Consider the following 26,331-nt stretch of genomic DNA (forward strand, 5'->3'; position numbering starts at 1 on the left):
TCAGTACGCCGCTACCGTGCCGGGGAAGGCGCTGTTCGCCAGCCCGATGTCGGTGAAGTACAGCCAGCAGGGGTCGAAGAACCCGCCGCTGTTGTCGCTTCCGCCGCCACCGCCGCCGGACAGAATGCCCTTGGCGTACGCCTGTCCGCTGCTGTCGACGGTGTACACCGGGGCTCCGGAGTCACCCTTGATGGAGCAGGATCCGGACGTCTTCTTGGCGACGACCATGTTCTTGGCGGTGGTTCCGCCGGAGTAGTGGATGGTCGCCTGGGTCGCGGTCACCTTCCATCCGCACATCTCGCCGGTCATCATGCCGCCGGTGCAGACCTTGTCGCCGCTCTGCGCCCAGCGCTTCCAGTAGCCGTGGACGAGCCGCGACGAGCTGGACGTCTTGCCGCCCTTGTAGATCCGGGGCGTCGCGGCGCTGTCGTTGTTGACGCGGTACAGCGACAGGTCACCCGAGTAGTAGCTCTGGCCGGCGAGCTTCACGGAGCCGTACCCGTTCTTCCAGTTGTCCCGGACGACGGGGCCGATGTAGTCGCTCCCGCTGGGGTTCGTGACGGCCCCGTTGCCGCTGGTGCAGTGGCCCGCGGTCACCATGTACCACTTGCCGTCGTACCGCCAGGTGAAGCCCGCCGTGCACCAGACCGCCGAGCTGGTGCTCAGGTACGACTTGATGCGCGACCCGCCGTAGTAGGGCGAGGTGTCGTTCTGGCGGTTCGCCTGGGGTTCCGCCGCGTCGGCACCGGGCGTGAGGTGCACGGCGACGGTGTCGGTGCCGTACCGCTCGCCCAGGGCCGTGACCAGTGCCGGGGCGGCTGTCTCGGTCTCCACGACGACACGGTTCTCCGCAGCGTCCACGAACGCGACGTGCAGTCCGCTCACGCCGGGCAGCTCCGCCTCCGACAGCTGGAGGACCTCGTCGCGCACGGACTCCAGCGCGGTGACGCTGTGCTCCACCACCTCGGCGCGCGGGGTGACCTGCTCGGTGACGGTCGGCCCGTCGGGCGCGGGAGTGGTCTCCGTGGCGTCCTCGGGCATCTCGAACGACTCCTCGCCGGTGGTCTCCACGGACCCGTCGGCGGGCGGCGACGGAGTCTCCGCCTCGTTGGGCTCGGTGTCGGGCTTGGTGCCGTCCTCCGTGTCCGCGGCGGGCAGACCGCTGCCCTCGTCCGCGGGGGCCTGTGTCACCTGGATCGGGGCGGACGCCTCGTCAGTGGAGGCCGGTTCGACGACCGGCGCGACCAGTTCGCCCGAGGTCGGGTCGATGTAGGGCGGAGCGAAGGCGTCGGGGTTCTCGGCCGCACGGGTCGCGGCCTGCTCCAGGGCGTAGGCCCGGGCGGGCTCGGACTCCGGCATGTCGTCACCCAGGCCACCGTCGATGACCTCGACACGGTCGACGACCACCGAGACGGGTTCGGCGGCGGGCGGGGCGTACGCGCCGCCGAAGCGGGCACCGATCTGCAGGCCGCTGCTGCGGGACAGAGACGAGGTGTCCCACAACAGCTTCGGTGCCGAGCCGCCGGTGAGCGGCACCGGCCAGGTCACGGCCGAGCCGTCGGCGCGGGTGACCTGGGAGGCCTGGACGACCTGCCACGGGTCGGCGGCCGAGGCCCGCTGGAGGAAGGTGACGTCCGTCAGCGAGGCCGGGGCACCGACCGCGAGGTCGACCGAGCCGACGAGCACCTCGCCGTTGGCGGGCGCGGTCACGGCCGCCCGTCCGACGTGGAAGGCGCGCTTTGTCTCCGCCGAGACGTTGCCGGCCCGGTCGGTTGCGGTGACGGTGAGCTGGTGGCTGCCCTCCGTCGCCGGGGTGATCGGCAGCTCCACGGGACCGCCGGTGGTGGTGACGGTCCGCGCAGTGCCGCCGTCGACCTTGTACGTGAGGCTCCGGGTGTCAGTGCCGTCGGGCGTCAGCGTGAACGTCCCGGTCACCTGCGCGCCGCCGGCCCAGGCGTCCGACGGGTAGGCCGCGGAGGTCACGGCCGGCGCGCCGGGCGCGGTGGTGTCGACGGTGAACCGGTAGTGCGAGGTCGCCCCGCCCGTGCCGTTGCCGTCGATGCCGCGCACATGGAGATACCAGGTGCCCTCGGTGCGGGTCGTGCTGTAAGAGGTGCCGGTCGTCTCGGCCGTGCTGTCGGGCACGGTGTCGGTGGTGCCGTCGACGACGATGCTGTACCCGGCGGAGGCGCCGGACGGCGCGGTCCAGGTGGCGCTGAAGGAGCCGCTCCTGTAAGCGCCCGTCTGGTCCGGGTGGGTGGTCGAGCTGATCACGGGGCTCGGCGGCAGCGTCATGTCGACCTTGAACGGCAGATGCGCGGCGGTGGACGACCAGTTGCCGGCCCGGTCCTTGGCCCGTACGTGCAGGTACCAGGCGCCGTCCGCGTCGACGGTGGTGGTGAGGCTCGTCGCCGTCTGGACCGTGCCTGTGGTGACTGGCAGGGTGTCGGCGGCGCGGTCCACGGCGACCGCGTATTCGGCGGCGCCGGACAGGTCGGCCGGCGCCGACCAGCTGAACGACGCGGTGCGATTGGCGTAGGCGTTGGTCGTCACCGGGTGCGTGGAGGAGACCAGACTGCCGGGCTCGCCCGGCGCGGTGGTGTCGACGTTGAAGCCGAAGTGCCGGGTCGGGGACCACAGCCCCGCCTTGTCCCTGGCGGCGGCATGCACCCACCAGGTGCCGTCGGTGCGCCCGCTCCAGCTGACGGCGGTACCCGTCTGCGTGACGGCGGTACCGGCGGCAGTCGTCGGGCTCTGGTCGAGCTTGACGGCGTACCCGGTCACACCGGAGGCGTCCGTCGCGGCGAGCGTGCCCGCGAAGCTGGTGGCGTTGTACCAGGCCGACGCCGACGGGTGGCTGGTGGAGGTGATGGTGGGGGTGGACGGCACGGTCGTGTCGACGGTGAAGGTCTGCCATGCCGACCAGGCACCGGTGTCGGTTCCGTCCGAAGCCCTGGCCCGCCACTTGTAGTTGCCCGGCGTCAGGGCGGCGACCGTGCAGGTCGCCACCGCTCCGGCGGCCACGGCGGCGGAGGTGCCGGACTTCAGGGCCGCGGTGCCGTCTGCCGCCCAGACCTCGAAGCTCAGCGTGAGCTGCTGTGCGTCGGCGTCGGTGGCCTTGGCGGACAGCGTGGGCGTGGTGTCCGAGGTGTAGGTGCCGGACAGCGGCGAGACGGCTGTCGCGGTACCGGGCTTGGAGTTGTAGGTGACCGTCAGCGAGGGCTCGTAGGCGGCGTTGTGCGAGCCGTCCGTCTGGTTCGCCGAGTAGTAGCGGCGCCAGGTCAGCGGGTCCGTCTCGTCGACGGCCGCGATCCGCACGCCGTAGTTGGGCTGTCCGTCGGCCCACGCCTGGACGATCCCGTCGACGTCCCAGGAGACGTGGCCGGCGGGGCAGCCGGAGTTGTAGCCCTTGGCCGCGGTGGAGGTCACGGCGCCGGTCGCGGTGGTTGTGGGCTGGTCGGCCCAGGTGATGGCCGAGGGGTCCCAGACGGAGGTGATGCGGCGCACCTGGTTGCCGGAGTTGACCGTGTTGCATGTGGACGAGTAGTACGAGTACAGGCGCAGGTCGGTGTCGAGGATGTGCTTGCCCGCGTACTTCGCCACGTCGAACTTCAGGTACGAGCGGGCCTTCTCGGTGCCGTTGTAGGTACCGGCCTTCAGCTCGGTCGAGCCGCGCTGCGAGGTGAGGTAGTCGTCGTACTGGACCCAGGTGTCGGTGACCGGGCCGAAGAGCGAGTCGGTCGGGTCGATGGTGACCGGATACTCCAGCGCCGGGTCGGCGAGGAACTCCGCGTCGGGCTTCAGGACCAGGACCTGGTCGCCGGTGTCCGCGTCCCGCTCGATGGTGACGTCGATGGGCGCGAGGTCCTCGGGCTCACCGGAGGCGCGCTTCTCCCCCGAGCCCCACATGACCGGCAGCGGCGCGGTGGCCACCGTACGGCCGCTGGTGTCGCTCCAGCGCAGCCGTTTGTCGGCGGTCTCGTGCAGGGTCAGGCCCTCAGCCGAGACGGGCAGCCGGTAGCTGACCGGGGCGTCGGGGCGCTCGTGCAGAACGATGGAGTGGGAGAAGCCCTCCTTGAGGGCGGTCACCACGAGGTCGCCGCCCTCCACGGCGTCGGGGTAGACGGCGGTCGGGCCGTCCAGCCGCGGTTCGGGCAGCTTGCCCGGCCAGTCGAGGCCGAGCGTATGGCCGCCACGGGAGACCTCGGCCAGCGGCTCGCTCGAGCCGCCGCCGGAGAAGGCGATGTCGGCGGCGGCCGTCTTGGGCCGCACCACACCCTTCTCGGCCACGAGGGTGGTGTCGATGGGCCGCCAGCTGCCATCCGGCTGCTTGACCCGGATCGGGCCGGTGTACGCCTCCACGGTGGTCGTGCCGTCGGCGTTGGCCCAGGTGGTGGTCGAATCGGTGCGCTCGGAGACGATCTCGGTCCGGGCTCCGGTCGCCTGCTGCCCCGCCGGCGCATCGGCGGCCGGGGCGGCGTCCTCGGCGAACGCGGGCTCGTCGAGCGGGGGCAGCGGGGCGCACACGAGGGCGGCCAGCAGGGCTGCCGCCAAGGCTCGTTGCTTCCAGCGGGATCTTCGTCCGCCCGAGGCCGGGACGGACGACGCGGAGTGGTGCACAGGGAATCCTTCCAGTCATCCTGGTTGAAGATCGGATGATCTTAGGGCCTGTACATGTCACACCAACAAAGGGAAGAGAGCGCTCCACTTCTGACGGCTCATCATCACCGATCACCCTTGATCGCCTGAGGTTCAACCCGTGTTCCGCACAAGAGAGTTCGACCCCGACGCCGCCGCTCAGGCCTACCCGACGCGCCATCATCTCCCTGGCTCACACTCAGACCTGGACAGTCTCACGCGGGCCCATGCACCCTGTCCGGTCCGCGCGGCGACGCAGGCCGGACACGCCGGACATGGAGAGCCGTCAACGCCTCCCCCGGTCGTCGACAGAGCCACCGATGAGATCCACACGCCGTGGCCCTCCGCCGATAGCGCGGACCAGCTCCAGATATTCGTAAACAGAAGGTGAATTTTTTCCCTGGGTTAGGTTTACAACTCTTCACCTTCCTCACGAGTCGAACTGGCGTACACCAGTTCGCCCCATCTACGTCTGGGCGAACGTCTCGGAAGAGGAAGCCTGCCCATGATGATCCGTCGGTTGTGTGGAGTCCTGCGCGTGCGCGGGGTGACCGACCTGCTCCTTGTGCTCCTGCTCGGCGTCGGTTTCGTCGCTTTGCCGGTCTTCGCCCTGCTGCCGTCCCTGTGGGCTTTCGTGGCGGCGGCGGCCGTGACGTATGCGGTGGACGAGGTACTGCATGTGCGAGCTCCGAGTTTCGTGCGCCGGCTCGCGGCGCTGCATCTCGATCGCACCATGCGGTTCGCGGTTCGTACGGTGATGCTGCTCGCACTGGCCAGCCAAATGGACGCGCCGGGCGTGGTGATGGTCACCGCCCTCGCCGTCTTCAGTGGTCACTTCGCGATGATGATGCTGTACACGGCGGTGCACCACGCCATCCGCCAGCGCCGGATGCTGCCGCTGGTGGTGCGCAACCTCGACCTGAGCGAGCTGCCGATACCGCAGCAACCGCCCGCCCTTCTGCACAGACGCCACTTGCGCAAGCTCCTCCACCTGGACCTGCCGGCCCACGCCGGGCTCCTCGCCGCGCTCGCCGCCGGCACCCGGGAACCGGCCTACGCGGGCTTCGCGTTCACCGCCGGTGTGACCGTGGCCGCTGTCCTCGCGCTGCTGGGTCAGTACCGCAGGGTGCGCCGGATGCCCGCACGGGACGAGGTGTTCACCGAGGTCAACCGCCAGTTGAAGGGATACCGGCCGGAAGTGGCGCTCTACTTCAGCTTCGCGGCCGTCTCCCGTGACTTCATGTACCAGGTCAACATGTGGATCGAGACGCTCGAGCAGCTCGACCTGCGTCCGGTGATCATCCTTCGGGAGCGTGCCTCGTTCCGTTACCTGAGCCGTACCTGGATCCCGGTGGTCTGCGTGCCGAAGGCGGACGACCTGGCGGAGCTCGAACTGTCCGGCGTCCGGGTCGTGTTGTATCCCGGCAACGCGGGCAAGAACGTGCACATGCTCCGCGTGGCCGAGGCCAAGCACGTCTTCATCGGGCACGGCGACAGCGACAAGCTCGCCAGCAGCAACCGGGTCAGCAAGGTCTACGACGAGATCTGGGTGGCCGGCCGCGCGGGCCGGGACCGCTACCAGCGGGTGCGGCACGCCATCAGTGACAGCGCGATCGTGGAGGTGGGCCGCCCGCAGCTGTCCCCGATCCGCCTGCACGCCGAGCACGTCCCCGGCCCTCTGCCCGTCGTCCTCTACGCGCCCACCTGGGAGGGCTGGAGCGACGACGATTGCCACACCTCTCTGATCCCGATGGGCGTGCCCCTCATCGAGAAGCTCCTGGCGGAGAACGTGCGGATCATCTACAAGCCGCACCCGCTCACCGGCAAGCGCTCGGCCGAGGCGGCGGCCGCCGACCAGGCGATCCGCGAGCTGCTGCGCGCCGACAACGAGCGGCGCGACCCCGCGGAGGCGGAGGCCGCGGCCGCGGCTGTCCGGCCTCGGCTGCAGGAGATCCAGGCCCGCCTCGACGAACTGGCCGGCCGGCACGACGGCGACGACGACGCCGAGCAGATGCGCGAGGCCCGGGTTCCCGACCGTGCCGGGGCGGCCGAGTGGCAGGAACTGCGCGCCGAGTGGCACCGGATCTTCTGGGAGAGCCAGGGCGCCGTCCGCCACAACGTGATCGTCGATCAGCTGCCGAACCTCTACGAGTGCTTCAACCAGGCGGACATCCTCATCAGCGACGTCTCCTCGGTGGTCGCCGACTTCGTGGCCAGCCTCAAGCCGTACGTCCTGACCAACGCGGGCGACCTGCCCGACCACGAGTTCCGGGCCGCCTACACCACTGCGGGCGGCGCCTACCTCCTCGACCGCGAGTGCAACCGCCTCCCGGAGATCCTCGACTCGGTCCGCGCTCCGCACACCGACCCGATGGTCCTCGACCGCCGTACCCTGAAGGAGTACGTCCTGGGCCCCGACGATCCCACCTCCATGGAGCGCTTCAACTCCGCCACCAACGCCCTGGCCGCAAAGGGAGAGGCGGAACTGGCCGAAGCCGCGATGGAGGCGCAGCAGGGAATCTCCGCGACGGCGCTGCAGCCGACCGGGCTCGGGTGACACGAGCGCGTTCCCAGGTCAGCGGCGCGGGCTCGATTCAGGCCTTCGCCACGATCGCACCGCGCCTCGTGACGGCACGGATCGGGCACCTCGGCTACCGCCGGCCGCACCTGGGGCGTGTTTCGAAAGTCCCCGTGCCCACTCCGCCGGACGGTCCCGACCGGTCGGGCCACCAGTGCCTCAGCGGCGGAGACAACCACGGAGGCCCGGGCTCCTGCAGCCGCCCCGGCCGGCTGCAGGACCCGGCGACCATCGGCCCCGCCTCCCCCTCATCACCGCGCGCACCCTGCCGGCGCTCCGCCTCCGTCGCCGGTCCCGCCCCCGGCGTCCGGTGCGGCCGGCTCACCTTCTGCGCGGCCTTCCGGCCCAGCCGTTCGATCGGGTCGACCGACTGCGCGCACCCGGCGGTGGCGGTCAGGAGCGCACCGGTTGCCAGCAGTCCGGCGAGCAGCCGGTGCGCCCTTCTCATACGTAGCCCTCCAGCCGGGCCAGGGCGTACCCCTTGTCCGTGATGGTCCTCATGACCGCGCGGACCAGGCCGGCCATGGAGCCGCCCCAGTTCTTACGGCCCCTGAAGTACGCGAGGATGATGTCGCCCGGTTGCGGAGCGCGTTCCCTCTCGCGCCACTGCATGTGGTCGGGGGCCGCCCCCTCGGCCCGGAGGGGCGCGGCCTTGATGCCGCGGGACTTCGCGATGCGCGCAGGGGCCGGCGGCGTGGTGGCCGGCCCCCGCTTCCTGGCTGCCGCCGCGTGTGCGGCCTGCGTCCGCCGGGCGGAGCCGCCCGGATGCCCGACGGCGGGGCCGCCGCCGGACTCGAAGGCACAGCGGGGCGCGGCTGCGGCGACGAGAAGTGCGGCCAGGACCCCATGGCCCGGTCTGCGCCACATGACGCCCGAATCATGCCTTGGTGCGGTTAAATCTTCCTTTTGTCGTACAAGCCGCATGGTTTCGCATACTGCCAGTGGCTGCCCGGCCACTGCGGCCGACACCTCCGCCGGGCCCGCGCGGTCCCCCGGCTGGCTCACAATGGGCCGGTGAACGCCTTCGATCCGACCGACCCGACCGACCCGCTCGCCGCCTTCATGGCCCTGCGCACACCGGAGGGCGAGGCACTCCTCGCCGAGCTGCGGACCTACGACCCCTCCCAGGAGCTCGCCACCGCCACCCGGCTGCGCCGCAGTCATCCGGCCCCGCTGGTGTCGGCGGCGCTGGGGCAGGCGCGGCTGCGGCAGCGGGCGGTGGCGAAGTTCGGCGCCGAGGACGCGTACCGGATGTTCTTCACGCCGAACGGCGTCGAGCAGGCGACCCGCACCTCGGTCGCCACCTACCGCGCCCGGCGCTTCGCCGAAGCGGGGGTGCGCAGCGTCGCCGACCTCTGCTGCGGGATCGGCGGTGACGCCCTCGCCCTCGCCCGCGCGGGCATCTCCGTCCTCGCCGTGGACCGCGACCCGCTGACCGCCGAGGTGGCCCGCGCCAATGCCGCCGCACTCGGTCTCGACACCCTGATCGAGGTGCGCTGCGCCGATGTCACCGAGATCGACACGTCCGCGTACGACGCGGTCTTCGTCGACCCGGCCCGGCGCGGCGGGCGCGGCAGGATCTTCGACCCCGGGGCGTACTCGCCGCCGCTCTCCTGGGCGACCGGCGCCGCGCTGGCGGCCCCCCGCGCCGCGCTGAAGATCGCCCCCGGCATCCCGCACGAGGCGATCCCGGCACAGGCGGAGGCGGAGTGGATCTCGGACCACGGCGATGTGAAGGAGGCCGTGCTCTGGTTCGGCGAAGGGTTCGCCCCGGGCTCGTACCGCGCCACACTGCTCCCGGCGGGCGCGACCCTGACGGCCCCGGCCGCACTGCCCGCCCCGCCCGTCGGGCCGGTGGGCCGCTATCTGTACGAGCCGGACGGCGCCGTCATCCGCGCCCATCTGGTCGCCGACATCGTGGAGCGGTCGGGCGGCCGGCTGGTCGACGAGACGATCGCGTACGTCACGAGCGACGAGCCGTACGACTCCCCCTACGCCTCCGCGTACGAGATCACCGACCAACTGCCCTTCAGCATGAAGAAGCTGAAGGCGCTGCTGCGGGAGCGGAAGGTCGGCGTCCTGACCGTCAAGAAGCGGGGCTCGGCCGTCGAGCCGGAGGAGCTGCGCAGGAAGATGAAGCTCCAGGGCCCCAACGCGGCGACGGTGTTCCTGACCCGGGTCGCCGGCGCGCCGACCCTGCTGATCGGCCACCCCGTGCGGCCCGGCACGCCTTAGCCCGGATCCACCGAAGGGCGGGTCCGGGGGCGGTCACCGAGCCTCGGTGACCGCCCCGGTCAAGGGGAACCAACCGCCGCGCGTACAGCGGGCACGACTTCCTGGGCCCACCGGGCACGGGCCGTCCGCTGTTCATTGGCGGTTTCGGCGACGGGAAAGTACACAAAGCCACCGGCGCGGGGTTCGGTGGCCGCGCTCACCAGTTCCTCGGTAGCTGTGAGTAGTGCTGGATTCAGCCGGCGGAGGGGGTCCAGTCGGCGGGCAGTCCCGACTGGGCCAGGACATCGGCGAGGTTGTAGAAGTCCTGGTTGGCGGTGATCCGGCGGCCATCGGTGTCCAGCAGGGTGACGCTCGGCACCGCGAAGGGCTTCGGCGCGCCCTTGATGTGCCCGGAGTACACGCCCCGGATCGTGATGTGGTGCCCGCCCTCGCGCCATGCGTCCTTCACCGTCACGCGGACGTTCTCCATCGTCGCGTCAGTGCGCGCCTTCCAGCCGGCGATCTGCTCCCGGCCGGTCATGGTGACCCCGATCGCCTGATCGGTGTACGTGCCGTTGGCGGTGAACAGCTTGCCGAGCGCGGCAGGGTCGGAGCCGCTCCAAGCGGCGCTCCAGGCCTTGACAGTGCTGGGCAGGTGCTTGGCAGGCTGGTGGTGTGCGGCCTGCACTGTGGTGGCGGCCGGGCTGGAGGCGTTGGCGGACATCGCGCCGAAGGTCCCCGCGCCGACGACGGCGACGACGACGGCACCGGTCAGGACGCGGGTGCGCAGCGACAGCTTCTTCATGGTGTGGTGTTCCTTTTCTGATCAGGGCTTTTGATGGTTCGTGGCCGGTGGCGCCGGTCGGGGCGGCGCTCGGGCTGTCCGGGGCAGGCGCGGCAGTTGCGGAGTGTGCCGAATCGGATTGCCGGGTGTCAGGAGGTGACCGGGGTCCAGTCGGCGGGCAGACCGGACTGGGTGAAAACCGTGTTCAGGCTGTAGAAGTCCTGGTCCCTGGCGATCTCACCGTTCTCCAGGTCGAGCAGTGTGGCCAGCGGGACGGCGAACGGGGTGGGCGCTCCCTTGATGTGACCGGCGTAGACACCCTCGATGGTGATGCGGTTATCACAGTACGAGGCGTGGTTCACGGTGACCCGCACGTCCTCGATCCCGGCGTCGGTGCGGGCCTTCCATCCGGAGATCTGCTCGCGACCGACCATGGCGACGCCGATTCCCTGGTCGATGTAGGTGGCGTTCGGGGTGAACAGGGCGCCCAGGGCGGCCGGGTCGGTGCCGTTCCATGCGGCGGTCCAGGCAGTGACGATCTGGTCGAGGTTCATGGCAGTGCCTTTCAACAGGTGTTTGGTGACAGGGGTTCAGGGGGTTGGGACGACATTGCCGGTGTCGGTTCCGGGTTCCAGGTCTGCAGCGCCTGTGCGGCCTGGGCAAGTGGGAACTCGGGAGGCGAGCCTCAGCGGTGTCGGAGCCCTGGGCAATGGGTGGGTGGCCACATGGACCGTTGCAGGAGCGGGTATGCGGGACACCATGGACGGCCGGGACGATCGCACGGGTTCGTGATTGGCTCGTGCCTTGTGGCGTGGTCGAGGGTGCGCGTCAGGTGTCAGGTGTCAGGGCTGAACGCGGTGCGGGGGCGAATGATCCGGGGGCGGGCTCGGCGGCCGCTAGTTCGGATCGGAAACGATGACGACTTTGCCGGCGACCGTGCGGGATTCGGCGAGCGCCAGCGCCGCGCTTGCCTCGGCCAGCGGGAACTGGGCGGCGATCTGCGGAGTGAGCGTCCCGTCGGCCAGCAGCCTCAGTACCTGGGTGAGGTCCTCGCGCAGCCGACTGCGGAAGGCTTCAAGGCGTCGCTTGCCGGCCCAGAAATTGTAGAAGTGCGCGCTCTTGCCGTTGGGTAGGTAGTTCCACAAGGCCAGCTGGGCGACCGACTGCAACACCGGCAGTTGGGAGTTGCCATCCTCGTTCTTCGTGGCCGCTGTGCCGTAGGACACCAAGGTCCCGCCCCGGCGCAGCAGCCCCCACGACTCCTTCAGGCCGGGCCCGCCGACGTGGTCGAACACCGCGTCGACGCCGTCGGGCGCGATCTCGCGGATGCGCTGATACATGTCCGGGTCGCGGTAGTCGACCGGGATGGCGCCCAGATCGCGCACGAGCTGGTGGTGACGGGCCGACGCCGTGCCGATCACTTTGATGCCCGCGTGCCGGGCGAGTTGCACGAGGGTGGAACCGACGCCGCCGTTCGCACCCAGGACCACGATCGTCGCGCCGCTGCGTACCTTGGCGATCCGGTGCAGCATCTGCCAGGCAGTGATCCCGTTGACCACCACGGTCTCCGCGGAGACGGCGTCCACTTCGTCCGGCACGGGCACGAGGTCCGCGGTGTCGACCAGCAGATGACTGGCCCAGCCTCCGATCTTGGTGACCGCGGCGAAACGGCGCCCGATCAGGGCGGCATCGGCCTGCGAGCCGGCGGCGGTCACCGTGCCGACCACGTCATATCCGGGGACGAAGGGGAAAGCCGGCTGGTCGTAGTACTTGCCACGGCGCATCTGCTGCTCGGCGAAGGACACGCCCGTCGCGTCCATCCGCAAGACAACCTTTCCCTCGGCCGGGGCAGGAAGTTCCCGGACCCGGACTTCGAGGCCGCCCGGCTCGACCTTCCCAGGCAGGACGATCTCGGTGGCAGTGGTGGTAAAGGGGCTGACAAGCACGATGGACTCCCGGTCCGGAACTTCCCTGACGCACGTAAACTTACAAGCGTTACCTTTGAGTGTGCAAGGTGAACGGCTGTAAGTTTTTCTGCGTAAGACGACGACCTGGGAGAAGACATGCCCACACCCGCCTCACCGAGGCCCGCCCGCACTCGTAACCCCCGCGGGGAGGGGGGCCGCCTGCGTGAGGACATCGTGGCCGCGGCGACCGAGCTGATCGATGAGAGCGGCGACCAAAGCAGCGTCACCCTGCGATCCATCGCCCGCCGGGCAGGAGTGGCCGCTCCCTCGATCTACCGCCACTTTCCCGACCAGCCGAGCATCATGCTGGCAGTGGTGCAACAGGCTTTCGCCATGTTCGAGGCCGAGTTGCGCAGCGCAATGGATGCCGCGGGCGGTGACGCCAGAGGACGGCTGTTCGCCTTCTGCAATGCCTACCTGGACTTCGCGGACAAGCACCCTGGCCGTTACCGCACGATGTTCGGCGGGGTCTGGATGCCCGATCTGGGCAGCAGCTCGGTGACCGAAGGCGACGTTTCATCGTTGGGCGGGGAGAGCCTGACCCTGCTCGCCGACGCTCTTGACGGCTGCGTCCGCGCGGGCTGCGCAACCAGCAGTGACCCGGTCGCCGACGCCGTTGCCCTGTGGCTCGGCCTGCACGGGCTCGCCCACCAGCGGCTGGTGACCGTCGCCTTCCCGTGGCCGGCGGACATCGCCGAACGCCTCATCACCACGCTCGCCCACCTCAACGACGCGTAGCTGCGGGGCAATCAGGCCGCAGCGGGCGCCATCCCCGTGCCCAGCTCCGCATGCAGACGGAAGCGTCCGCCGTTCATTCAGACCGTGCCGAAAATCGGCTGGGGGAAGTGGGTGCCCAGCAGCAGGATGCCGGTGTCCGCCAGGAAGTACGTCAAGCTCAAGGTGCACCGGTATGCCGGTCCCGACACCTGCACGGAGCGGCTGGGTGGTGCCGCGCTCGGCTGGGGCGGGAGGTCCGATGGCGGGACGCCGCACGTGGCGTCGGCGGGGGCCCCTGAAAGGGGCGCGGGGAACTGCGCGAGCAACCAGGACGGCGCCGCACCCGGCCGCGGCGGGAAGCCCCACGGCGGTGAACCGCGCGAGCAACCCGCACCCCCAACGACCGCCGCACTACCCCTGAATCGCTGCGTCCAGGTCGGCGAACAACAGCTCCCCGTTGATCGCCGCGCCCGCCCGGTACCCCCGGCTCGCCGCGTTCACCACCTGTTCGATGGGGCCGCTCGCGTTGCCCGCCGCCCACAGGCCGGGCACGCTCGTCAGTCCCCGCTCGTCGGTCACCGGGTAGGCGCCGAAGGGCGTCTCGCGCAGCTCGGCGCCCAGTCGGACGAACAGGTGGTTCTCCGGCACGGCACGCGGCGCGGCGTACAGCACCGCACGGTCGTGCACCGTGCCGTCCGCCAGGCGTACGCCGGTGAGCCGGTCGCCGGTGACGACGAGCTCCGCGACCTCGCCGGGCATCACCCCGACCCCGGCGGCGGCAAGTCGCCGCAGGTCCTCGTCCGTCAGCTCCGCCTCCCGCACCTGGTGCAGGAACAGCCGTACGTCCTTCGACCACCGGGTGACCATCAGCGCCTGGTGGACGCTCAGCTCGGAGGTCGCCAGCACCCCGGTCGGCAGGTCGCGCGCCTCCCAGCCGTGGCAGTACGGGCAGTGCAGCACATCCCGGCCGAACCGCTCGGCCAGCCCCGGCAGCGGCGGCAGTTCGTCGCGCAGCCCGGTGGCCACCACCAGCTGCCGGGCCCGCATCGCGGTCCCGTCGCCGAGAACGACGGTGAAGCCGCCGTCGTCCCGGCTCGCGTCCACCACCCGGCCCCGGACCAGCTCCACCCCGTACCGGGCGATCTCCTCCCGGCCCACGGCCAGGAACTCCGCCGGGGACATCCCGTCCCGGCTCAGATAACCGTGCATGTGCGCGGACGGCGCGTTGCGCGGCTCGCCCGCGTCCACGACCAGCGTCCGGCGCCGGGCCCGGCCCAGCACCAGCGCGGCGGACAGCCCGGCCGCCCCGCCACCGACGACGACCACTTCACAGCTCTGGGTCATGTGACCACCTCCGCCCCGACGGTCCCCCGGAGCCAGCGGGATTGACAAATCCATTTGCCGAAACTGCAATGAACCCATGGGTACCGAAGACGTTCTGGCGGAGGTGGGTCCCCGGCTGCGGCAGATCCGCAGGGAGCGGGAGGTGACCCTGGCGGCGCTGTCCGAGACCACCGGCATCTCCGTGAGCACGCTGTCCCGGCTGGAGTCCGGGCTGCGCAGGCCCAGCCTGGAACTGCTGCTGCCGATCGCGCAGGCCCACCAGGTCCCGCTGGACGAGCTGGTCGGCGCGCCGCCGGTCGGCGACCCCCGGGTGCGGGCCGAGCCCCTGCGGCGGCACGGCCGCACCTTCTGGCCGCTGACCCGCCAGCCCGGCGGCCTCCAGGCCTTCAAGGTGCTCGAACCCCAGCGCCGGGTGGAGCCGGACCCGCGCAGCCACGAGGGGTACGAGTGGCTGTACGTGCTCTCCGGACGGCTGCGCCTGGTGCTCGGCGAACACGACGTGGTGCTGTCGGCCGGGGAGGCGGCCGAGTTCAACACCCGGGTGCCGCACTGGTTCGGGTCGACGGGGGAGGGGCCGGCGGAGTTCCTGAGCCTGTTCGGGGCGCAGGGGGAGCGGATGCATGTGCGGGCGCGCCCGACTGCGCCGAAGTGACCCCTCCGGCGGGGTGTTCCCTCATGGGCAAGCGACCGCTTAGCCTCGATCCAACGGGTGATGGTTCGTCCAGTGCCTGGACATGAAAGTGGAGATGCACTCTGACCTGGGAGAATAGGAGTTCTCTAGGCTTTCTACTCAACCAGTTCGGAGGTGCATCTCCGGGATGCATTCTTCCATGCCGCCGCGTGCGGTGTCCGCTGTGTTCGATGACCCGAACCTGGTCGCGCATGCCGGACTCGTACCGGTGATGCGGCTGGCCGAACGGTGTGGGCTGTCGGACCTGGTGACGCAGAAGGTGAAGCTGACCGGGGCGGCGAACGGCGCGGGGGCTGCGGCGGATGCCAAGATCAGCAGCGCATGGCGGCGGGCGCGGACAGTATCGACGACCTCCGCGTGCTGCGGCACGGGGCGATGCCGACGCTGTTCGGCGGTATCCGCGCCCCGTCCACGCTGGGCACCTTCCTTCGCGCGTTCACCCACGGTCACGCCCTCCAACTCCACGCTGTGCACCGCAGATTCCTGGCCGCGCCGGCCGCGCACACTCCACTGCTGCCCGGCTCGGGAGAGAAGGCGTTCATCGATGTCGACTCCACCCACAAACGCGTCTACGGCCGGACCAAGCAGGGCGCCGAGTACGGCCGGTTCAAGGGCATCCGCACCCTGCACCCCCTCCTCGCCACGCTCTGCACCCCGCACGCGCGGCCGGTGATCGCCGGAGTTCGGATGCGACGCGGCAAAGCAGCAGACTCCCGAGGCGCCCCGAAATTCGTGAGCGAGGCCCTGGCCACCGCCGTCGAGGCCGGCTGCACCGGCATGCGCATCCTGCGGGCCGACTCGCAGTTCTACAACGCCGGGGTGATCGCCGCCTGCCACCGGGCCGGAGCCCACTTCTCGATCACCACCGGCATGAACCCCTCCATCAAACGAGCCGTCCACAGCATTCCCGACGACGCCTGGCAGCAGACCAGTTACCCGACCGCGGTGCCCGACCCCGAAACCGGTGAACTCATCTCGGACGCCGAAGTCGCCGAGATACTTAGACCGACCGGCAATTGGGGGGGTGGGGAAGGCCGTCAGGCCAGGTCGGTCAGGTCGTCGGCGTACACCTGGGAGAGCGGCTGCGGGCCCACGTACTGCTGGCAGTTGCACTGCCCGGCTTCGAAGCGGACCGGCTTCTTGCTCTCGTCCCAGGCCGTCGGCACCTCGACCCGCTCATGGCACCTGCCCTGCTTGTCATGCTTCGCAAGGTGGTGCGTGCAGCCGCAGACCGGCTCCGGCGGCCGGTTCGCCGCCTCGACAGCCAGGCGTTCCTGTTTGCCCGCCTCCAGCAGTTCCAGCCTGCGGGTGTGCCGGTTGCGCAGCGCCGTACGGACGTTGTCGACCACCCATCCGAAGCCGCCGGTCCAGAAGATGATGAGCACCCACCAGTACCACTCCATGTGAAACCCTCCCCCTGGGCTGATCCTGTTACGCGGCCAGGATAGAGGCGATTTCAACGGTGAGCACCGCCGCCGACGGAGAACAGCGGCTCGGGCCCGGGCGCCCCGACGAGCACCCTCAGCACCCAACGTCGGTGCGCGAACGCCTTGGTGACGCCGATCAGACCGAGCAGCCAGCCGATCATCCCGAGTCCCATGACGAGGGCGACCGCACCGTAGGTGTCCTCGGGCGCCGCCGCATTCGCCGGGACGGCCACGCAGGCGTACAGCCCGACCGCGCACAGTGCGAACGACGGCAGCATCCAGGCGAGGCTCGCACCGGGGGCCCGCAGCCGCATGTCGCCGTCCGGGTCACGGTCCAACTCGCCCCAGGCGTAGAGCAGTCGGCGGATCTGCCGGTCGCGGCGCAGACCGACGACGACGAAGACCACCGACGGCACGACACAGCAGGCGCCCAGGGCGGCGAGGACGACGCCGAGGACGGCACTGAAGATGTCGTACGACTCCTCGAAGGTGAGGATCGCGGTCCCCACCAGCGACCAGCCGAGCGCGCACAGGACGCCCCACAGCCACAGCAGCACCAGCCGGCCGCGCCCCACATACAGGGTGACCAGCTCGCCGAGGACGACCGCCCGGTCGGCGAGCAGGGCTTCCCTGTCGGGCCAGGAACGTATCTCGACGGGCGGAGGGGGCGGCGGCAGCAGTGCGCGGCGGGACATGGGCCCGACCCTACCGACCGGGTGCGGGCACGGTACGGCGTGGCTTGCGTCGAAGCGCGCTCCAGCTCGTAACGTCCGAATGCGACCGGCTGACCGGAAGCACGCACGTACCGAGGGAGAACACTGTGCAGTACACGCTGTTCGGCCGGACCGGCCTGCGGGTGAGCGAGCTGAGCCTCGGCGCCATGACCATCGGCGAGGACTGGGGGTGGGGTGCGGACAAGGAGACCAGCGCCCGGATCGTCGATGCCTACGCGGACGCGGGCGGCAACTTCATCGACACCGCCAACAACTACACCAACGGCAGCTCGGAGACGATCCTCGGCGAACTGCTCATGGGCCGCCGGGACCACTTCGTACTCGCCACGAAGTACAGCTGCGCCACCCGCACCGGCGATGTGAACGCGGCGGGCAACCACCGGAAGAACCTGGTCCAGTCGGTGCAGTCGAGTCTCGCCCGGCTGCGTACCGACCGCATCGACGTGCTGTGGGTGCACGCACGGGACAACTTCACCCCGGTCGAGGAGGTCATGCGCGCCCTCGACGACCTCGTACGGTCCGGCAAGGTGCTCTATCTCGGGGTGTCGAACTGGGCGGCGTGGGAGATCGCGCAGGCGAGCACCATGGCCGAGCTGCGGGGCTGGACCTCGTTCGCCGGTTCGCAGCTGCGGTACAACCTGCTGGAGCGCACCCCGGAACGTGAACTGCTGCCGCAGGCCCGCGCCTTCGGCCAGGCCGTGCTGGCGTGGAGCCCGCTCGCCGCAGGCAAGCTCACCGGGAAGTACCGCCGCGGCGAAACGGGCCGGCTGGACTCGCCCGCCTTCGACAACCGGGCCGACCGCCGGGAGGAGAGGATCCTCACCGCGGTGCTGGAGGTCGCCGAACAGGGCGGCTGGAGCCCGGCGCAGGTAGCGCTGGCGTGGCTGCGCGGACGGCCGGGGAACATCATCCCGATCATCGGCGCCACCGGGGTGAGCCAGCTCGCCGACAATCTCGCCGGTGCCGATGTCGCGCTCGACGCCGACGCGGTGCACCGGCTCGACGCGGCGAGCGAGGTACCGCTCGGTTTCCCGTACGACTTCCTGCGGGAGCCGGGGGTCAGGAGGAACGTGTACGGGGACCTCTGGGCGGACATCACGGACCGGCACTCGACCTACCGCCGGACGGCGAGCGAGACCTGCTAGGGCGTGTTTCGAAAGTCCCGTCTGCCGGGCGACGCTACTTTCGAAACACGCCCTAGCGGCTCTCCGCGGGCAGGCCCGCCAGTTGCCGGTCACCGGGGCAGCCTTGAGGCACGTGCCGCACACCCGGCCCACCGGGCCGGGTCCGCATCGGCCGGGAGCCGCCGACCGGGCTGCACCGACGCCGTCAGGCGTTGCGTTGCGCCTCGATCTCGAGCCCCGGCGGGCCGGCCGAACTCATCGCGCCGCGCCGGATTCCTTCTCCGCCCGGGCCAGCAGCAGCGCCCGCTCACGTGCGTTACGGGTCAGTTCCGCCGCCCGCAGGAACTCCGCCCGTGCCTCGTCCGTGCGCCCCAGCCGTGCCAGCAGATCGCCGCGCACGCTCGGCAACAGGTGGTACGCCCTCAGCGCCGGGTTCGCGGCCAGGGCGTCGACCAGTGCGAGCCCCGCCTCCGGCCCCTCCGCCATCGAGACTGCGACCGCCTGGTTCAGCTCGACGACCGGCGACGGGGCCGCCTTCAGCAGCAGCCCGTAGAGCGTGGCGATGACCGTCCAGTCCGTCTCCTCGTACCTCACCGCGTGGGCGTGGCACGCGGCGATCGCGGCCTGCAGAGCGTACGGGCCCGGGGCGTCGCCCACCGCGTTCGCCCGCTCCAGGGCCGCGTACCCGCGCCGGATCAGCAGCCGGTCCCAGCGGGACCGGTTCTGGTCGGCGAGCAGCACGGGCGCACCGTCCGGCCCGGTCCTGGCCGCGATGCGGGACGCCTGGAGTTCCAGCAGGGCCACCAGGCCGTGCACTTCGGGCTCCTTGTCCATCAGCCCGGCCAGCACCCGGGCCAGCCGCAGCGCGTCCTCGCAGAGTGCCGGGCGCAGCCAGTCGTCGCCCGTGGTGGCCGAGTAGCCCTCGTTGAAGATCAGATAGATGGCTTCGAGGACGGATTCGAGCCGGGCCGCGCGCTCGGGGCCGTACGGCACTTCGAAGGAGATGCCCGCCCGGCCCAGGGTGCGCTTCGCGCGGACGATGCGCTGGGCGACAGTCGGCTCGGACACCAGGAAGGCCCGGGCGATCTCGTCGGTGGTGAGTCCGCCGAGCAGCCGCAGGGTGAGCGCGATCCGGGCCTCGGTCGACAGCACGGGGTGGCAGGTGGTGAAGATCAGCCGCAGCAGGTCGTCGTCGATGTGGTGGGGGTCCTCGGTGCCGTTGAAGTCTCCCGGCCCGGGCGGCGGCACGTCCTCCAGGCTCCGCCCGACCTCGGCCAGCTTCCGCGCATACGTCTCCTTGCGGCGTACGAGATCGATCGCGCGGTGCTTGGCGGTGGCCATGAGCCAGGCGCCCGGTCTGTCCGGGACACCCGACTCCGGCCACTGCTCCAGCGCGGCGACCAGAGCGTCCTGCGCAAGCTCCTCGGCGATGCCGACGTCACGCACGATGCGGGTGACACCGGCGATGATCCGCGCGGACTCGATCCTGAATACCGCCTCGACCGCCTGCGTCGCGCTTGCTTCCGTCACGGCCACCCATCACAGCAGCCGTGCCGGGGCGCGGCAAGCGCGGCTCGGTCTCAGCTCTCGGCGATCTCACGGACCTCGGAGGTGACGGTCCAGCTCTTCGGGTGGATCTCCAGGAACCGCTTGGTCCACTCCAGCGCCTCGGCCATGTCCTTGCACTGGGTGATGGCGTAGCCGCCGACGACTTCCTTCGTCTCGGTGAAGGGCCCGTCGGTGCAGCTCAGCTTGCCGCCCTCCCAGGTGACCCGGGTCCCCTGGGAGGTGGGGGTGAGCCCGGCGGTCTCCAGCATGACCCCGGCCTTGGTGATCTCCTCGAACAGCGCGCCCATGCGCGCCTCGAAGTCGGGGTCGGGGACCTCGGAGGCAAGGTTCTGCTCATCGATGCGGACCATCGACAGGAAGCGCGGCATGGTGACTCCTCGGTGCGGGAGGGCGGGGGCTTTCCCCGCCTCTCGCCCTTGCGTCGAACGGGAGGCGCCGCAATCGACACACTCTCCCGAAGAAGTTGAAGAAATTTCCCGGAGACTTTTCCGGACTACCGCAGGGACGCCCACAGCTCGCTCGCGGCCGGTTCCTGCGCCACCACCCGGTTGGGGTCGGACAGGGCGGTGACGACGGGCATGGTGACGGTCTATCACCGCGGCGGCCGCCCTGAGCGGGCGGGTGCGGCGTCTCTTCTCTCCGGTCACGTCGAGGAACGTAAGACCGACCGGCAATTGGGGGGGTGGGTGAAGGAGCGGGGCTGGGGTGCGTGCATCGCAAGGCGGAGGATTGAGCCGGATGGGGTCTCCCCTGCTCGAGCGAAGCCGAGAGCTTGGGGAAGGAGCCATGGTGATTGACGACAACGCCGCGAGGTGCGTGCCCCAGCCCTATGACGCCGCCTCCCAATTGCCGGTCGGTCTGAGTCGGAATCATGGCGACAGGAACCCTTGTTCGGTATTCCTTCGGAAAATCTCAGGATCCCTTGAGCTTTCTCATGCTCCGCCGGTGGAGCCGCCGGCCACCTCGAACCGCCATCGGTGCACCGCCCGGGTGATCAACTCGGCTGCGGGTTCGGGCAGCTCGGGCAGCTCGGCGCCGTATGCCGCCTCCCACCAGGTGATGACGAGCACCCGGTCCTGCGGGGCGCGCAGCAGCTCGTACCGCAGCGGCTCGTCCGCCAGCTCACCGGTGCGCGCCCGGGCCCACTCCAGCAGTTCGGCGCCCCGGCCGTCCACGGCCCGGGCCTCCCACATGAGGGCGACGGTCATGAGTAGAGGTTGTCCTTGCTGATCTCGTGCACATGGTCGTGGTCGTGCGCGCTGCCCGGCACATGCGTGTCCGTCACCGGGAGCGACGAGTCCGCCGACAGTTCCAGATCGGACGCGGGGCGGTTGCGCGCCACCATCTCGGCGCCCAGCGCCGCGACCATCGCCCCGTTGTCCGTGCACAGTCCGGGCCGCGGCACCCGCAGCCGGATGCCGGCCCGCTCGCAGCGCTCCTGGGCGAGCGCCCGCAGCCGCGAGTTGGCCGCGACGCCGCCGCCGATCATCAGGTGGTCGACACCCTCGTCCTTGCAGGCCCGGACGGCCTTCCGGGTGAGCACATCGACGACGGCCTCCTGGAAGGACGCCGCCACGTCCCGTACCGGCACCTCCTCGCCCGCGGCCCGCTTCGCCTCGATCCAGCGGGCGACGGACGTCTTCAGACCGGAGAAGGAGAAGTCGTACGCGGGGTCGCGCGAGCCGCTCAGTCCGCGCGGGAACGCGATCGCCTTCGGGTCGCCCTCCTTCGCCAGCCGGTCGATGACCGGGCCGCCGGGGAAGCCGAGGTCCAGCACCCGGGCGATCTTGTCGAACGCCTCGCCCGCCGCGTCGTCGATGGTCGCGCCCAACGGCCGTACGTCGTTGGTGATGTCCGGCGCGAGCAGCAGCGAGGAGTGGCCGCCGCTGACCAGCAGCGCCATCGTCGGCTCGGGCAGCGGGCCGTGCTCCAGCTGGTCGACGCAGATGTGCGAGGCGAGGTGGTTCACCCCGTACAGCGGCTTGTTCAGGGCGTACGCGTACGCCTTCGCCGCCGAGACGCCGACGAGCAGCGCGCCCGCCAGCCCGGGACCGGCGGTGACGGCGATGCCGTCGAGGTCGCGGGCACTGATGCCCGCGTCCTTCAGGGCGCGTTCGATGGTGGGGACCATCGACTCCAGGTGCGCGCGGGAAGCGATCTCCGGGACGACGCCGCCGAAGCGGGCGTGGGTGTCGACGCTGGACGCGACGGCGTCCGCGAGCAGTGTCGTACCGCGGACGATGCCGACGCCGGTCTCGTCGCAGGAGGTCTCGATACCGAGTACGAGCGGTTCGTCAGCCATCAGTCAGTCCCAGTTTCCTGTACGTGCTCTGGTGCGGGTTCTTGTACGTGGAGACGCATGACGAGTGCGTCGATGTTGCCCGGCTGGTAGTAGCCGCGGCGGAAGCCGATCGGTTCGAAGCCGAAGCGTTCGTACAGCTTCTGCGCACGCGTGTTGTCGACCCGGACTTCGAGGAGCACCTCCGCGCACTCGAAGGCCGTGGCGTGCTTCAGCAGATCGGTGAGGAGTTCGGAGCCCAGCCCGCCGCCCCAGTGATCGCGGGTGACGCCGATCGTCTGGACGTCGGCGAGGTCACCGGCGGCGGCGAGTCCCGCGTATCCGACGATACGTCCGGTGTCCGGGGCCTCGGCGACGACATAGCGGCGGGTGGCCTGCGGCCCGCGGGCGTGCGCCAGCTCGGACCAGAACATGCCGGCCGACCAGGCGTCCTCCGGGAACAGCTCGTGTTCGAGCTGCAGCACCGGGTCGATGTCCCACCAGCGCATCTCACGCAGCACGGCAGTCGGGCTCGTCACTTCGGGGTGACCACCTTGTAGTTCTTCGGGACCTGGGCGTCGGGCCGGCGCAGATACAGCGGCTGCGGCGGCAGCAGCTCCGCTCCGGCTGCGAGCCGCTCGGCGGCCAGCGCCGCGAGCGCCCCGGCGCTGACGTGCTCGGGACCGCGGGCATCCGGGAACGCGTCGGGGTAGAGCGCCGCACCCGCCCCGACCACGGGGAGCCCGGCGAGCTGCTCGGCGATGTCGGCGGGCCGGTCGACGGCGGGGTCGCCGACGCGGGTACGGGGATCCTCGTACCGCGCCCAGTAGACCTCCTTGCGGCGGGCGTCCGTCGCCACGGCGAACGGGCCCTCCAGTCCGCCCTGCCCGGCGGCGTACGCGAGACCGTCCAGCGTGCACAGCCCGTGGACCGGCACGGAGAGCGCCGAGCCGAACGTCGCGGCCGTCACAAGACCGACCCGCAGACCGGTGTACGGGCCGGGGCCGACGCCCACGACCACACCGGTCACTGCGTCGAGATTCACGCCGGCCTCGGCGAGGACCCGGTCGACGGCGGGCAGCAGCAGCTCCCCGTGCCTTCGGGCGTCGACCTGGCCCGACTCGGCGACGACGGTTTTCCCGTCGTGCAGGGCGACGGTGACGGCGGGGGTGGCGGTATCCACGGCGAGCAAGAGCACGCAAACAGCCTACGGCTCCGCCGACGGCTCCATGGCGCCCCGTACGACATCCTGTTCCCACCGGCCCCTGCTGCTACCGTCACCGGGTAGACGCGGGTACGACGTAAACGCTTGTACGACATACGGACGTCGGCGAAAGGGGCACGCACGGTGGCAAGGGGCAGCTCGGGAATCGTGGCCGGGCTCACCGCGGCGGCAATGGGCGCGGTCGGCTTCCTGGCCTACCAGGCATCGGCGAACGCCCCCGACTCCGTCGCCGTCCCCAAGCCGGAGGCATCCAGCAGCGCCCCCGCCGTCCCCCACGACAAGCCGAAGAACAAAAAGCGTCCGGCCGCGCTTCCCGCCGAATCCGGAACCGGTGCGCGGGTGGTGTACGCACTGGGCGACCGGCGCGTGTGGCTGGTCGACGCGCGGGGAAAGGTGACCCGGACCTTCGCCGTCATGCCGAGCTCCGTGAGCCCGCGGCCCGAGACTTACAAGGTGCGTTCGCGCACAGGCTTCATCAAGGGCTCGGACGGCGTGCCGATCGAGCACGTGGTGCTGTTCGCGATGGCCGACGGAGGTGTGCCCGTCGGGTTCAGTGCGGCGCAGGACGGCTCCATGGCGAGCCCGGACCCGAAGCTGAAGACCGGCGGGGTACGGATGAAGCGCGCGGACGGCGACGCGATGTGGACGTTCGCGACGGTCGGCGCCACGGTGGTCGTCGTCCCGTAACGCCACCGGGGACGTGCGGCCCGGGACCTCTCGTTCGGATCGTGCCGGGTTCGGCACGCACAGCTGCGGCGATGTCGTCGGTCGCCGCCCCCTGGCCTTCAAGGTGTCGTCAAGGCGTGTGGGACGCCCTTCGCATGGGCTTCTCCACCGCCCCTTGGCTGCACGCACCACGGCGACACCGGCCCGCTCCCCGATCCGGCCCGGTCCACACGAAGGAACTCAGGCGGCGTCGCGCTCGCCGTCACAGCCCTGGGGCCCCTGCTTCCCGGGCTCGTGCCGCTCCTGGCGCTCCTGCCGTTCCTCCGAGGGCGGCGTCGAGACCGCGGTCGCCGCGGCGCAGGCTGCCAGCAGATCCTTCATCGACACCGCGGACGTCTCTGGCGGCTGCGGCTGCGCTTCACGCTCGGGCGTCGGCATGGATGCCTCCTGGGCTCCGGTGGAAGGCGTGGTTAGGCAGGCCTAACCAGCTCTCGGCATCCATGTGACCACGCCCGGCCCGCCCCGCGCAACAATTTGCCGACAGCCTGTCGGAAACGTGTCGATGCTCTCAGCGGCCGGCCTCCAGCGCCGCCCCCAGTCCTGACCAGCGCTCCCCGATCCCGACCAGCGTGACCGAGCGCCGTTCGTCGTCCGTGTCACCGACCGCGCGGTGGATCACCACCTGCAGCCGGTCGTCCGAGAGCTCCTCGACCTTGCCGTCGCCCCACTCCACGACCACCACCGACTCCGGCAGCGACACATCGAGGTCCAGGTCCTCCATCTCGTCGAGGCCGCCGCCCAGCCGGTAGGCGTCGACATGGACGAGCGCCGGACCCCCGCTCAGGGACGGGTGGACGCGGGCGATCACAAAGGTGGGAGAGGTGACGGCGCCGCGCACCCCGAGGCCCTCGCCGAGCCCCCGGGTCAGTGTCGTCTTCCCGGCGCCGAGCTCGCCGCTGAGCATCACGAGGTCGCCGGGGCGCAGCAGACCGGCGAGACGGCGGCCCAGCGCCTGCATCTGTTCGGCGGACGTGACATCGAGACGGGCGATGACGTGGGCCTGTGCGGTCATGGCCGCCGGGGTGTGCGCGGTTTCAGCTGCCGGGCTGTTGTGCGGTGCTTCCATGCCCGCCAACGTTAGCCGCTGCCGCCACGGCTCCGATCCGTACCAGCAGGTCCGCCAGCCGGTCGGTCACCGTCTCCGGGTGCTCCAGCATCACCAGATGCCCGCCGTCCGGCACGATGACAAGCTCCGCGTCCGGCAAGTGGTCGGCGATCGCCTCGCTGTGCGAACTGGGTGTCACCAGGTCCTTGTCGCCCGCCAGGATCAGCACCGGCACGTCCCGGAACGCAGGCAGCGCCGTGCTCTTGTCGTGCTCGGTGAAGGCCGGGTAGAACTCCGCGACCACGTCGATCGGTGTGGACTCGATGAGCCGCTCGGCGAACCGCTCGACCGCCGGGTCCACGTCCCGCGAGCCGAACGAGTACCGCTTGATGAGTCCGGCGAAGAGATCGGCGGTCGCCCGCCGCCCCCGCTCCACCAGCTCCGCCTGCGAGCCGAGCGCCCTCAGCACCCCGGGCAGCACCCGCCGCACGGCGTTCACACCCGCGACCGGCAGCCCGAAACTGACCTCGCCGAGCTTCCCGCTCGACGTGCCCACGAAGGCGACGGCGGCGACCCGGTCCCGGATCAGCTGCGGATACTGCTCGGCGAGCGCCATGATCGTCATGCCGCCCATCGAGTGCCCGACCAGTACCAGCCGCCCCTCGGGGGCTGCCGCGTCGATGACCGCCTTCAGATCGCGGCCGAGCTGGTCGATCCCGACCGTCACGCCCTGCGCCTGGGCCCGGCCGCGCTCGGACCGGCCGTGGCTGCGCTGGTCCCAGTGCACGGTGCGCACCAGGCCGCGCAGCGCCGCCCGCTGGAAATGCCAGGAGTCCTGGCTGAGGCAGTAGCCGTGGCTGAAGACGACGGTGACGGGCCCGGGGACCTTGCGGCCGAAGAGCCGGCGTCTGCGCGGTCCGGTACCGGCGGGCCCGGAGCCCGCACCCGGACCGGTGCCCGCGCCCGTACCGCCGTCGGGTTCGACCTCGTCGGTCTCGTAGTACAGCTCGGTGCCGTCGTCGGCGGCGGCCCGGCCGGGCATGCCGCGCAGCGAGCCGTACGGCCCCGAGGCGTCCAGCGCCAGCCTGGCCCGCCTGCGCATGCCCCGGCCGACGGTCATCCGCTCGACCGCGACACCGGCCGCCGCACCGGCGGCGATCACGCCTATGGCAGCTCCGGCGACGCCCGCCCGGCGCCAGCCGACCGCCGAAGCGGCCGTCGCCACCGCGTCCCCCGCGCTGATCTCGCTCACCGTGCCGTGCTCCTCGTC

General features: G+C 70.9%; 23 protein-coding genes and 1 pseudogene. 7 read left to right on the plus strand and 17 right to left on the minus strand.

All coding sequences use genetic code 11. The features are described from left to right. Positions 1–4,554 carry a DNRLRE domain-containing protein gene (locus ACNPQM_RS26890; RefSeq protein ID WP_418086030.1) on the minus strand — a complete coding sequence of 1,518 codons (4,554 nt, stop codon included), beginning with the start codon at positions 4,552–4,554 and terminating at the stop codon, positions 1–3. A 622-nt stretch (positions 4,555–5,176) separates the two neighbouring features. Here ACNPQM_RS26890 and ACNPQM_RS26895 point away from each other — a divergent pair. Next, complete coding sequence (locus ACNPQM_RS26895) at positions 5,177–7,195, plus strand: hypothetical protein (RefSeq protein ID WP_418086031.1); 2,019 nt, start codon at positions 5,177–5,179, stop codon at positions 7,193–7,195. Between the two features lie 465 nt (positions 7,196–7,660). Here the strand turns inward: ACNPQM_RS26895 and ACNPQM_RS26900 are convergent, their stop codons facing one another. Then, a complete protein-coding gene (locus tag ACNPQM_RS26900) occupies positions 7,661–8,083 on the minus strand; it encodes a hypothetical protein (RefSeq protein ID WP_418086032.1) in 423 nt (140 codons plus the stop codon). Between the two features lie 195 nt (positions 8,084–8,278). On the opposite strand from ACNPQM_RS26900, the gene ACNPQM_RS26905 reads away from it, so the two are divergent. Next, positions 8,279–9,451, plus strand: coding sequence for a THUMP-like domain-containing protein (locus ACNPQM_RS26905; protein WP_418086056.1), 1,173 nt, complete (start codon positions 8,279–8,281; stop codon positions 9,449–9,451). Positions 9,452–9,683: 232 nt separating this feature from the next. Here ACNPQM_RS26905 and ACNPQM_RS26910 read toward each other — a convergent pair whose 3' ends face one another. The 3 genes from ACNPQM_RS26910 to ACNPQM_RS26920 form a co-directional block, all read right to left on the minus strand. Further along, positions 9,684–10,235, minus strand: a complete 552-nt coding sequence (locus ACNPQM_RS26910; protein ID WP_418086033.1) for a nuclear transport factor 2 family protein — start codon at positions 10,233–10,235, stop codon at positions 9,684–9,686. A 128-nt stretch (positions 10,236–10,363) separates the two neighbouring features. Further along, positions 10,364–10,768, minus strand: a complete 405-nt coding sequence (locus ACNPQM_RS26915; RefSeq protein WP_418086034.1) for a nuclear transport factor 2 family protein — start codon at positions 10,766–10,768, stop codon at positions 10,364–10,366. Positions 10,769–11,110: 342 nt separating this feature from the next. Next, positions 11,111–12,160, minus strand: coding sequence for a medium chain dehydrogenase/reductase family protein (locus ACNPQM_RS26920; RefSeq protein WP_418086035.1), 1,050 nt, complete (start codon positions 12,158–12,160; stop codon positions 11,111–11,113). A gap of 117 nt (positions 12,161–12,277) precedes the next feature. On the opposite strand from ACNPQM_RS26920, the gene ACNPQM_RS26925 reads away from it, so the two are divergent. After that, the gene (locus ACNPQM_RS26925) at positions 12,278–12,919 is read left to right on the plus strand and encodes a TetR/AcrR family transcriptional regulator (RefSeq protein ID WP_418086036.1); all 642 of its coding nucleotides are present in this window, start codon (positions 12,278–12,280) and stop codon (positions 12,917–12,919) included. Between the two features lie 390 nt (positions 12,920–13,309). Here ACNPQM_RS26925 and ACNPQM_RS26930 read toward each other — a convergent pair whose 3' ends face one another. Further along, positions 13,310–14,242 (minus strand): NAD(P)/FAD-dependent oxidoreductase, encoded by a 933-nt coding sequence (locus ACNPQM_RS26930; RefSeq protein ID WP_418086037.1) that lies wholly within the window; start codon positions 14,240–14,242, stop codon positions 13,310–13,312. 76 nt (positions 14,243–14,318) lie between these two features. Here ACNPQM_RS26930 and ACNPQM_RS26935 point away from each other — a divergent pair, with 76 nt between their 5' ends. Both ACNPQM_RS26935 and ACNPQM_RS26940 read left to right on the plus strand, forming a co-directional pair. After that, on the plus strand, positions 14,319–14,894 hold the full coding sequence (locus tag ACNPQM_RS26935; RefSeq protein WP_418086038.1) for a helix-turn-helix domain-containing protein: 576 nt from the start codon (positions 14,319–14,321) through the stop codon (positions 14,892–14,894). 360 nt (positions 14,895–15,254) lie between these two features. After that, positions 15,255–15,860: pseudogene (locus ACNPQM_RS26940) on the plus strand (transposase); the annotation flags it as partial. A 110-nt stretch (positions 15,861–15,970) separates the two neighbouring features. Here ACNPQM_RS26940 and ACNPQM_RS26945 read toward each other — a convergent pair. Continuing rightward, positions 15,971–16,336, minus strand: a complete 366-nt coding sequence (locus ACNPQM_RS26945; protein WP_358860564.1) for a hypothetical protein — start codon at positions 16,334–16,336, stop codon at positions 15,971–15,973. A 53-nt stretch (positions 16,337–16,389) separates the two neighbouring features. Continuing rightward, on the minus strand, positions 16,390–17,055 hold the full coding sequence (locus ACNPQM_RS26950; RefSeq protein ID WP_358860565.1) for a hypothetical protein: 666 nt from the start codon (positions 17,053–17,055) through the stop codon (positions 16,390–16,392). 125 nt (positions 17,056–17,180) lie between these two features. Between ACNPQM_RS26950 and ACNPQM_RS26955 the strand changes: the two genes are divergently transcribed. Then, positions 17,181–18,239 carry an aldo/keto reductase gene (locus tag ACNPQM_RS26955; RefSeq protein WP_418086039.1) on the plus strand — a complete coding sequence of 353 codons (1,059 nt, stop codon included), beginning with the start codon at positions 17,181–17,183 and terminating at the stop codon, positions 18,237–18,239. Positions 18,240–18,473: 234 nt separating this feature from the next. Here the strand turns inward: ACNPQM_RS26955 and ACNPQM_RS26960 are convergent, their stop codons facing one another. The 6 genes from ACNPQM_RS26960 to tsaB form a co-directional block, all read right to left on the minus strand. Then, positions 18,474–19,754, minus strand: coding sequence for an RNA polymerase sigma factor (locus ACNPQM_RS26960; RefSeq protein ID WP_418086040.1), 1,281 nt, complete (start codon positions 19,752–19,754; stop codon positions 18,474–18,476). 44 nt (positions 19,755–19,798) lie between these two features. Continuing rightward, a complete protein-coding gene (locus ACNPQM_RS26965; RefSeq protein WP_358861560.1) occupies positions 19,799–20,155 on the minus strand; it encodes a YciI family protein in 357 nt (118 codons plus the stop codon). Positions 20,156–20,719: 564 nt separating this feature from the next. Continuing rightward, the gene (locus ACNPQM_RS26970) at positions 20,720–20,995 is read right to left on the minus strand and encodes a hypothetical protein (RefSeq protein ID WP_418086041.1); all 276 of its coding nucleotides are present in this window, start codon (positions 20,993–20,995) and stop codon (positions 20,720–20,722) included. Next, on the minus strand, positions 20,992–22,089 hold the full coding sequence (gene tsaD, locus ACNPQM_RS26975; RefSeq protein WP_418086042.1) for a tRNA (adenosine(37)-N6)-threonylcarbamoyltransferase complex transferase subunit TsaD: 1,098 nt from the start codon (positions 22,087–22,089) through the stop codon (positions 20,992–20,994). The genes ACNPQM_RS26970 and tsaD overlap by 4 nt, the downstream gene beginning before the upstream one ends. Further along, positions 22,089–22,604, minus strand: a complete 516-nt coding sequence (gene rimI / locus ACNPQM_RS26980) for a ribosomal protein S18-alanine N-acetyltransferase (RefSeq protein ID WP_345515005.1) — start codon at positions 22,602–22,604, stop codon at positions 22,089–22,091. The genes tsaD and rimI overlap by 1 nt, the downstream gene beginning before the upstream one ends. Further along, the gene (gene tsaB, locus ACNPQM_RS26985) at positions 22,601–23,263 is read right to left on the minus strand and encodes a tRNA (adenosine(37)-N6)-threonylcarbamoyltransferase complex dimerization subunit type 1 TsaB (protein WP_418086043.1); all 663 of its coding nucleotides are present in this window, start codon (positions 23,261–23,263) and stop codon (positions 22,601–22,603) included. The genes rimI and tsaB overlap by 4 nt, the downstream gene beginning before the upstream one ends. A gap of 150 nt (positions 23,264–23,413) precedes the next feature. Here tsaB and ACNPQM_RS26990 point away from each other — a divergent pair, with 150 nt between their 5' ends. Continuing rightward, complete coding sequence (locus tag ACNPQM_RS26990; protein WP_418086044.1) at positions 23,414–23,977, plus strand: hypothetical protein; 564 nt, start codon at positions 23,414–23,416, stop codon at positions 23,975–23,977. Between the two features lie 219 nt (positions 23,978–24,196). Here the strand turns inward: ACNPQM_RS26990 and ACNPQM_RS26995 are convergent, their stop codons facing one another. The 3 genes from ACNPQM_RS26995 to ACNPQM_RS27005 form a co-directional block, all read right to left on the minus strand. Beyond that, complete coding sequence (locus tag ACNPQM_RS26995; RefSeq protein ID WP_418086045.1) at positions 24,197–24,394, minus strand: hypothetical protein; 198 nt, start codon at positions 24,392–24,394, stop codon at positions 24,197–24,199. Between the two features lie 130 nt (positions 24,395–24,524). Beyond that, a complete protein-coding gene (gene tsaE, locus ACNPQM_RS27000; RefSeq protein ID WP_418086046.1) occupies positions 24,525–25,082 on the minus strand; it encodes a tRNA (adenosine(37)-N6)-threonylcarbamoyltransferase complex ATPase subunit type 1 TsaE in 558 nt (185 codons plus the stop codon). Continuing rightward, positions 25,051–26,313 (minus strand): alpha/beta fold hydrolase, encoded by a 1,263-nt coding sequence (locus ACNPQM_RS27005; RefSeq protein WP_358861567.1) that lies wholly within the window; start codon positions 26,311–26,313, stop codon positions 25,051–25,053. Before ACNPQM_RS27005 ends, tsaE begins: the two co-directional genes overlap by 32 nt. Positions 26,314–26,331 lie beyond the last annotated feature (18 nt).

Source organism: Streptomyces sp. NPDC056231 (genome assembly GCF_048270745.1).
Taxonomy (GTDB): Bacteria; Actinomycetota; Actinomycetes; order Streptomycetales; family Streptomycetaceae; genus Streptomyces.

Excerpts from the sequence above, each read along its gene's own strand:
- ACNPQM_RS26935 (WP_418086038.1), top strand. The coding sequence starts at position 14,319 with ATGGGTACCGAAGACGTTCTGGCGGAGGTGGGTCCCCGGCTGCGGCAG.
- ACNPQM_RS26995 (WP_418086045.1), bottom strand. The coding sequence starts at position 24,394 with ATGCCGACGCCCGAGCGTGAAGCGCAGCCGCAGCCGCCAGAGACGTCC.
- ACNPQM_RS26900 (WP_418086032.1), bottom strand. The coding sequence starts at position 8,083 with ATGTGGCGCAGACCGGGCCATGGGGTCCTGGCCGCACTTCTCGTCGCC.
- ACNPQM_RS26930 (WP_418086037.1), bottom strand. The coding sequence starts at position 14,242 with ATGACCCAGAGCTGTGAAGTGGTCGTCGTCGGTGGCGGGGCGGCCGGG.
- tsaD (WP_418086042.1), bottom strand. The coding sequence starts at position 22,089 with ATGGCTGACGAACCGCTCGTACTCGGTATCGAGACCTCCTGCGACGAG.
- tsaE (WP_418086046.1), bottom strand. The coding sequence starts at position 25,082 with ATGGAAGCACCGCACAACAGCCCGGCAGCTGAAACCGCGCACACCCCG.
- ACNPQM_RS26945 (WP_358860564.1), bottom strand. The coding sequence starts at position 16,336 with ATGGAGTGGTACTGGTGGGTGCTCATCATCTTCTGGACCGGCGGCTTC.
- ACNPQM_RS26905 (WP_418086056.1), top strand. The coding sequence starts at position 8,279 with ATGGCCCTGCGCACACCGGAGGGCGAGGCACTCCTCGCCGAGCTGCGG.
- ACNPQM_RS26950 (WP_358860565.1), bottom strand. The coding sequence starts at position 17,055 with ATGTCCCGCCGCGCACTGCTGCCGCCGCCCCCTCCGCCCGTCGAGATA.
- ACNPQM_RS26970 (WP_418086041.1), bottom strand. The coding sequence starts at position 20,995 with ATGACCGTCGCCCTCATGTGGGAGGCCCGGGCCGTGGACGGCCGGGGC.
- ACNPQM_RS26925 (WP_418086036.1), top strand. The coding sequence starts at position 12,278 with ATGCCCACACCCGCCTCACCGAGGCCCGCCCGCACTCGTAACCCCCGC.
- ACNPQM_RS26910 (WP_418086033.1), bottom strand. The coding sequence starts at position 10,235 with ATGAAGAAGCTGTCGCTGCGCACCCGCGTCCTGACCGGTGCCGTCGTC.
- ACNPQM_RS26965 (WP_358861560.1), bottom strand. The coding sequence starts at position 20,155 with ATGCCGCGCTTCCTGTCGATGGTCCGCATCGATGAGCAGAACCTTGCC.
- ACNPQM_RS26915 (WP_418086034.1), bottom strand. The coding sequence starts at position 10,768 with ATGAACCTCGACCAGATCGTCACTGCCTGGACCGCCGCATGGAACGGC.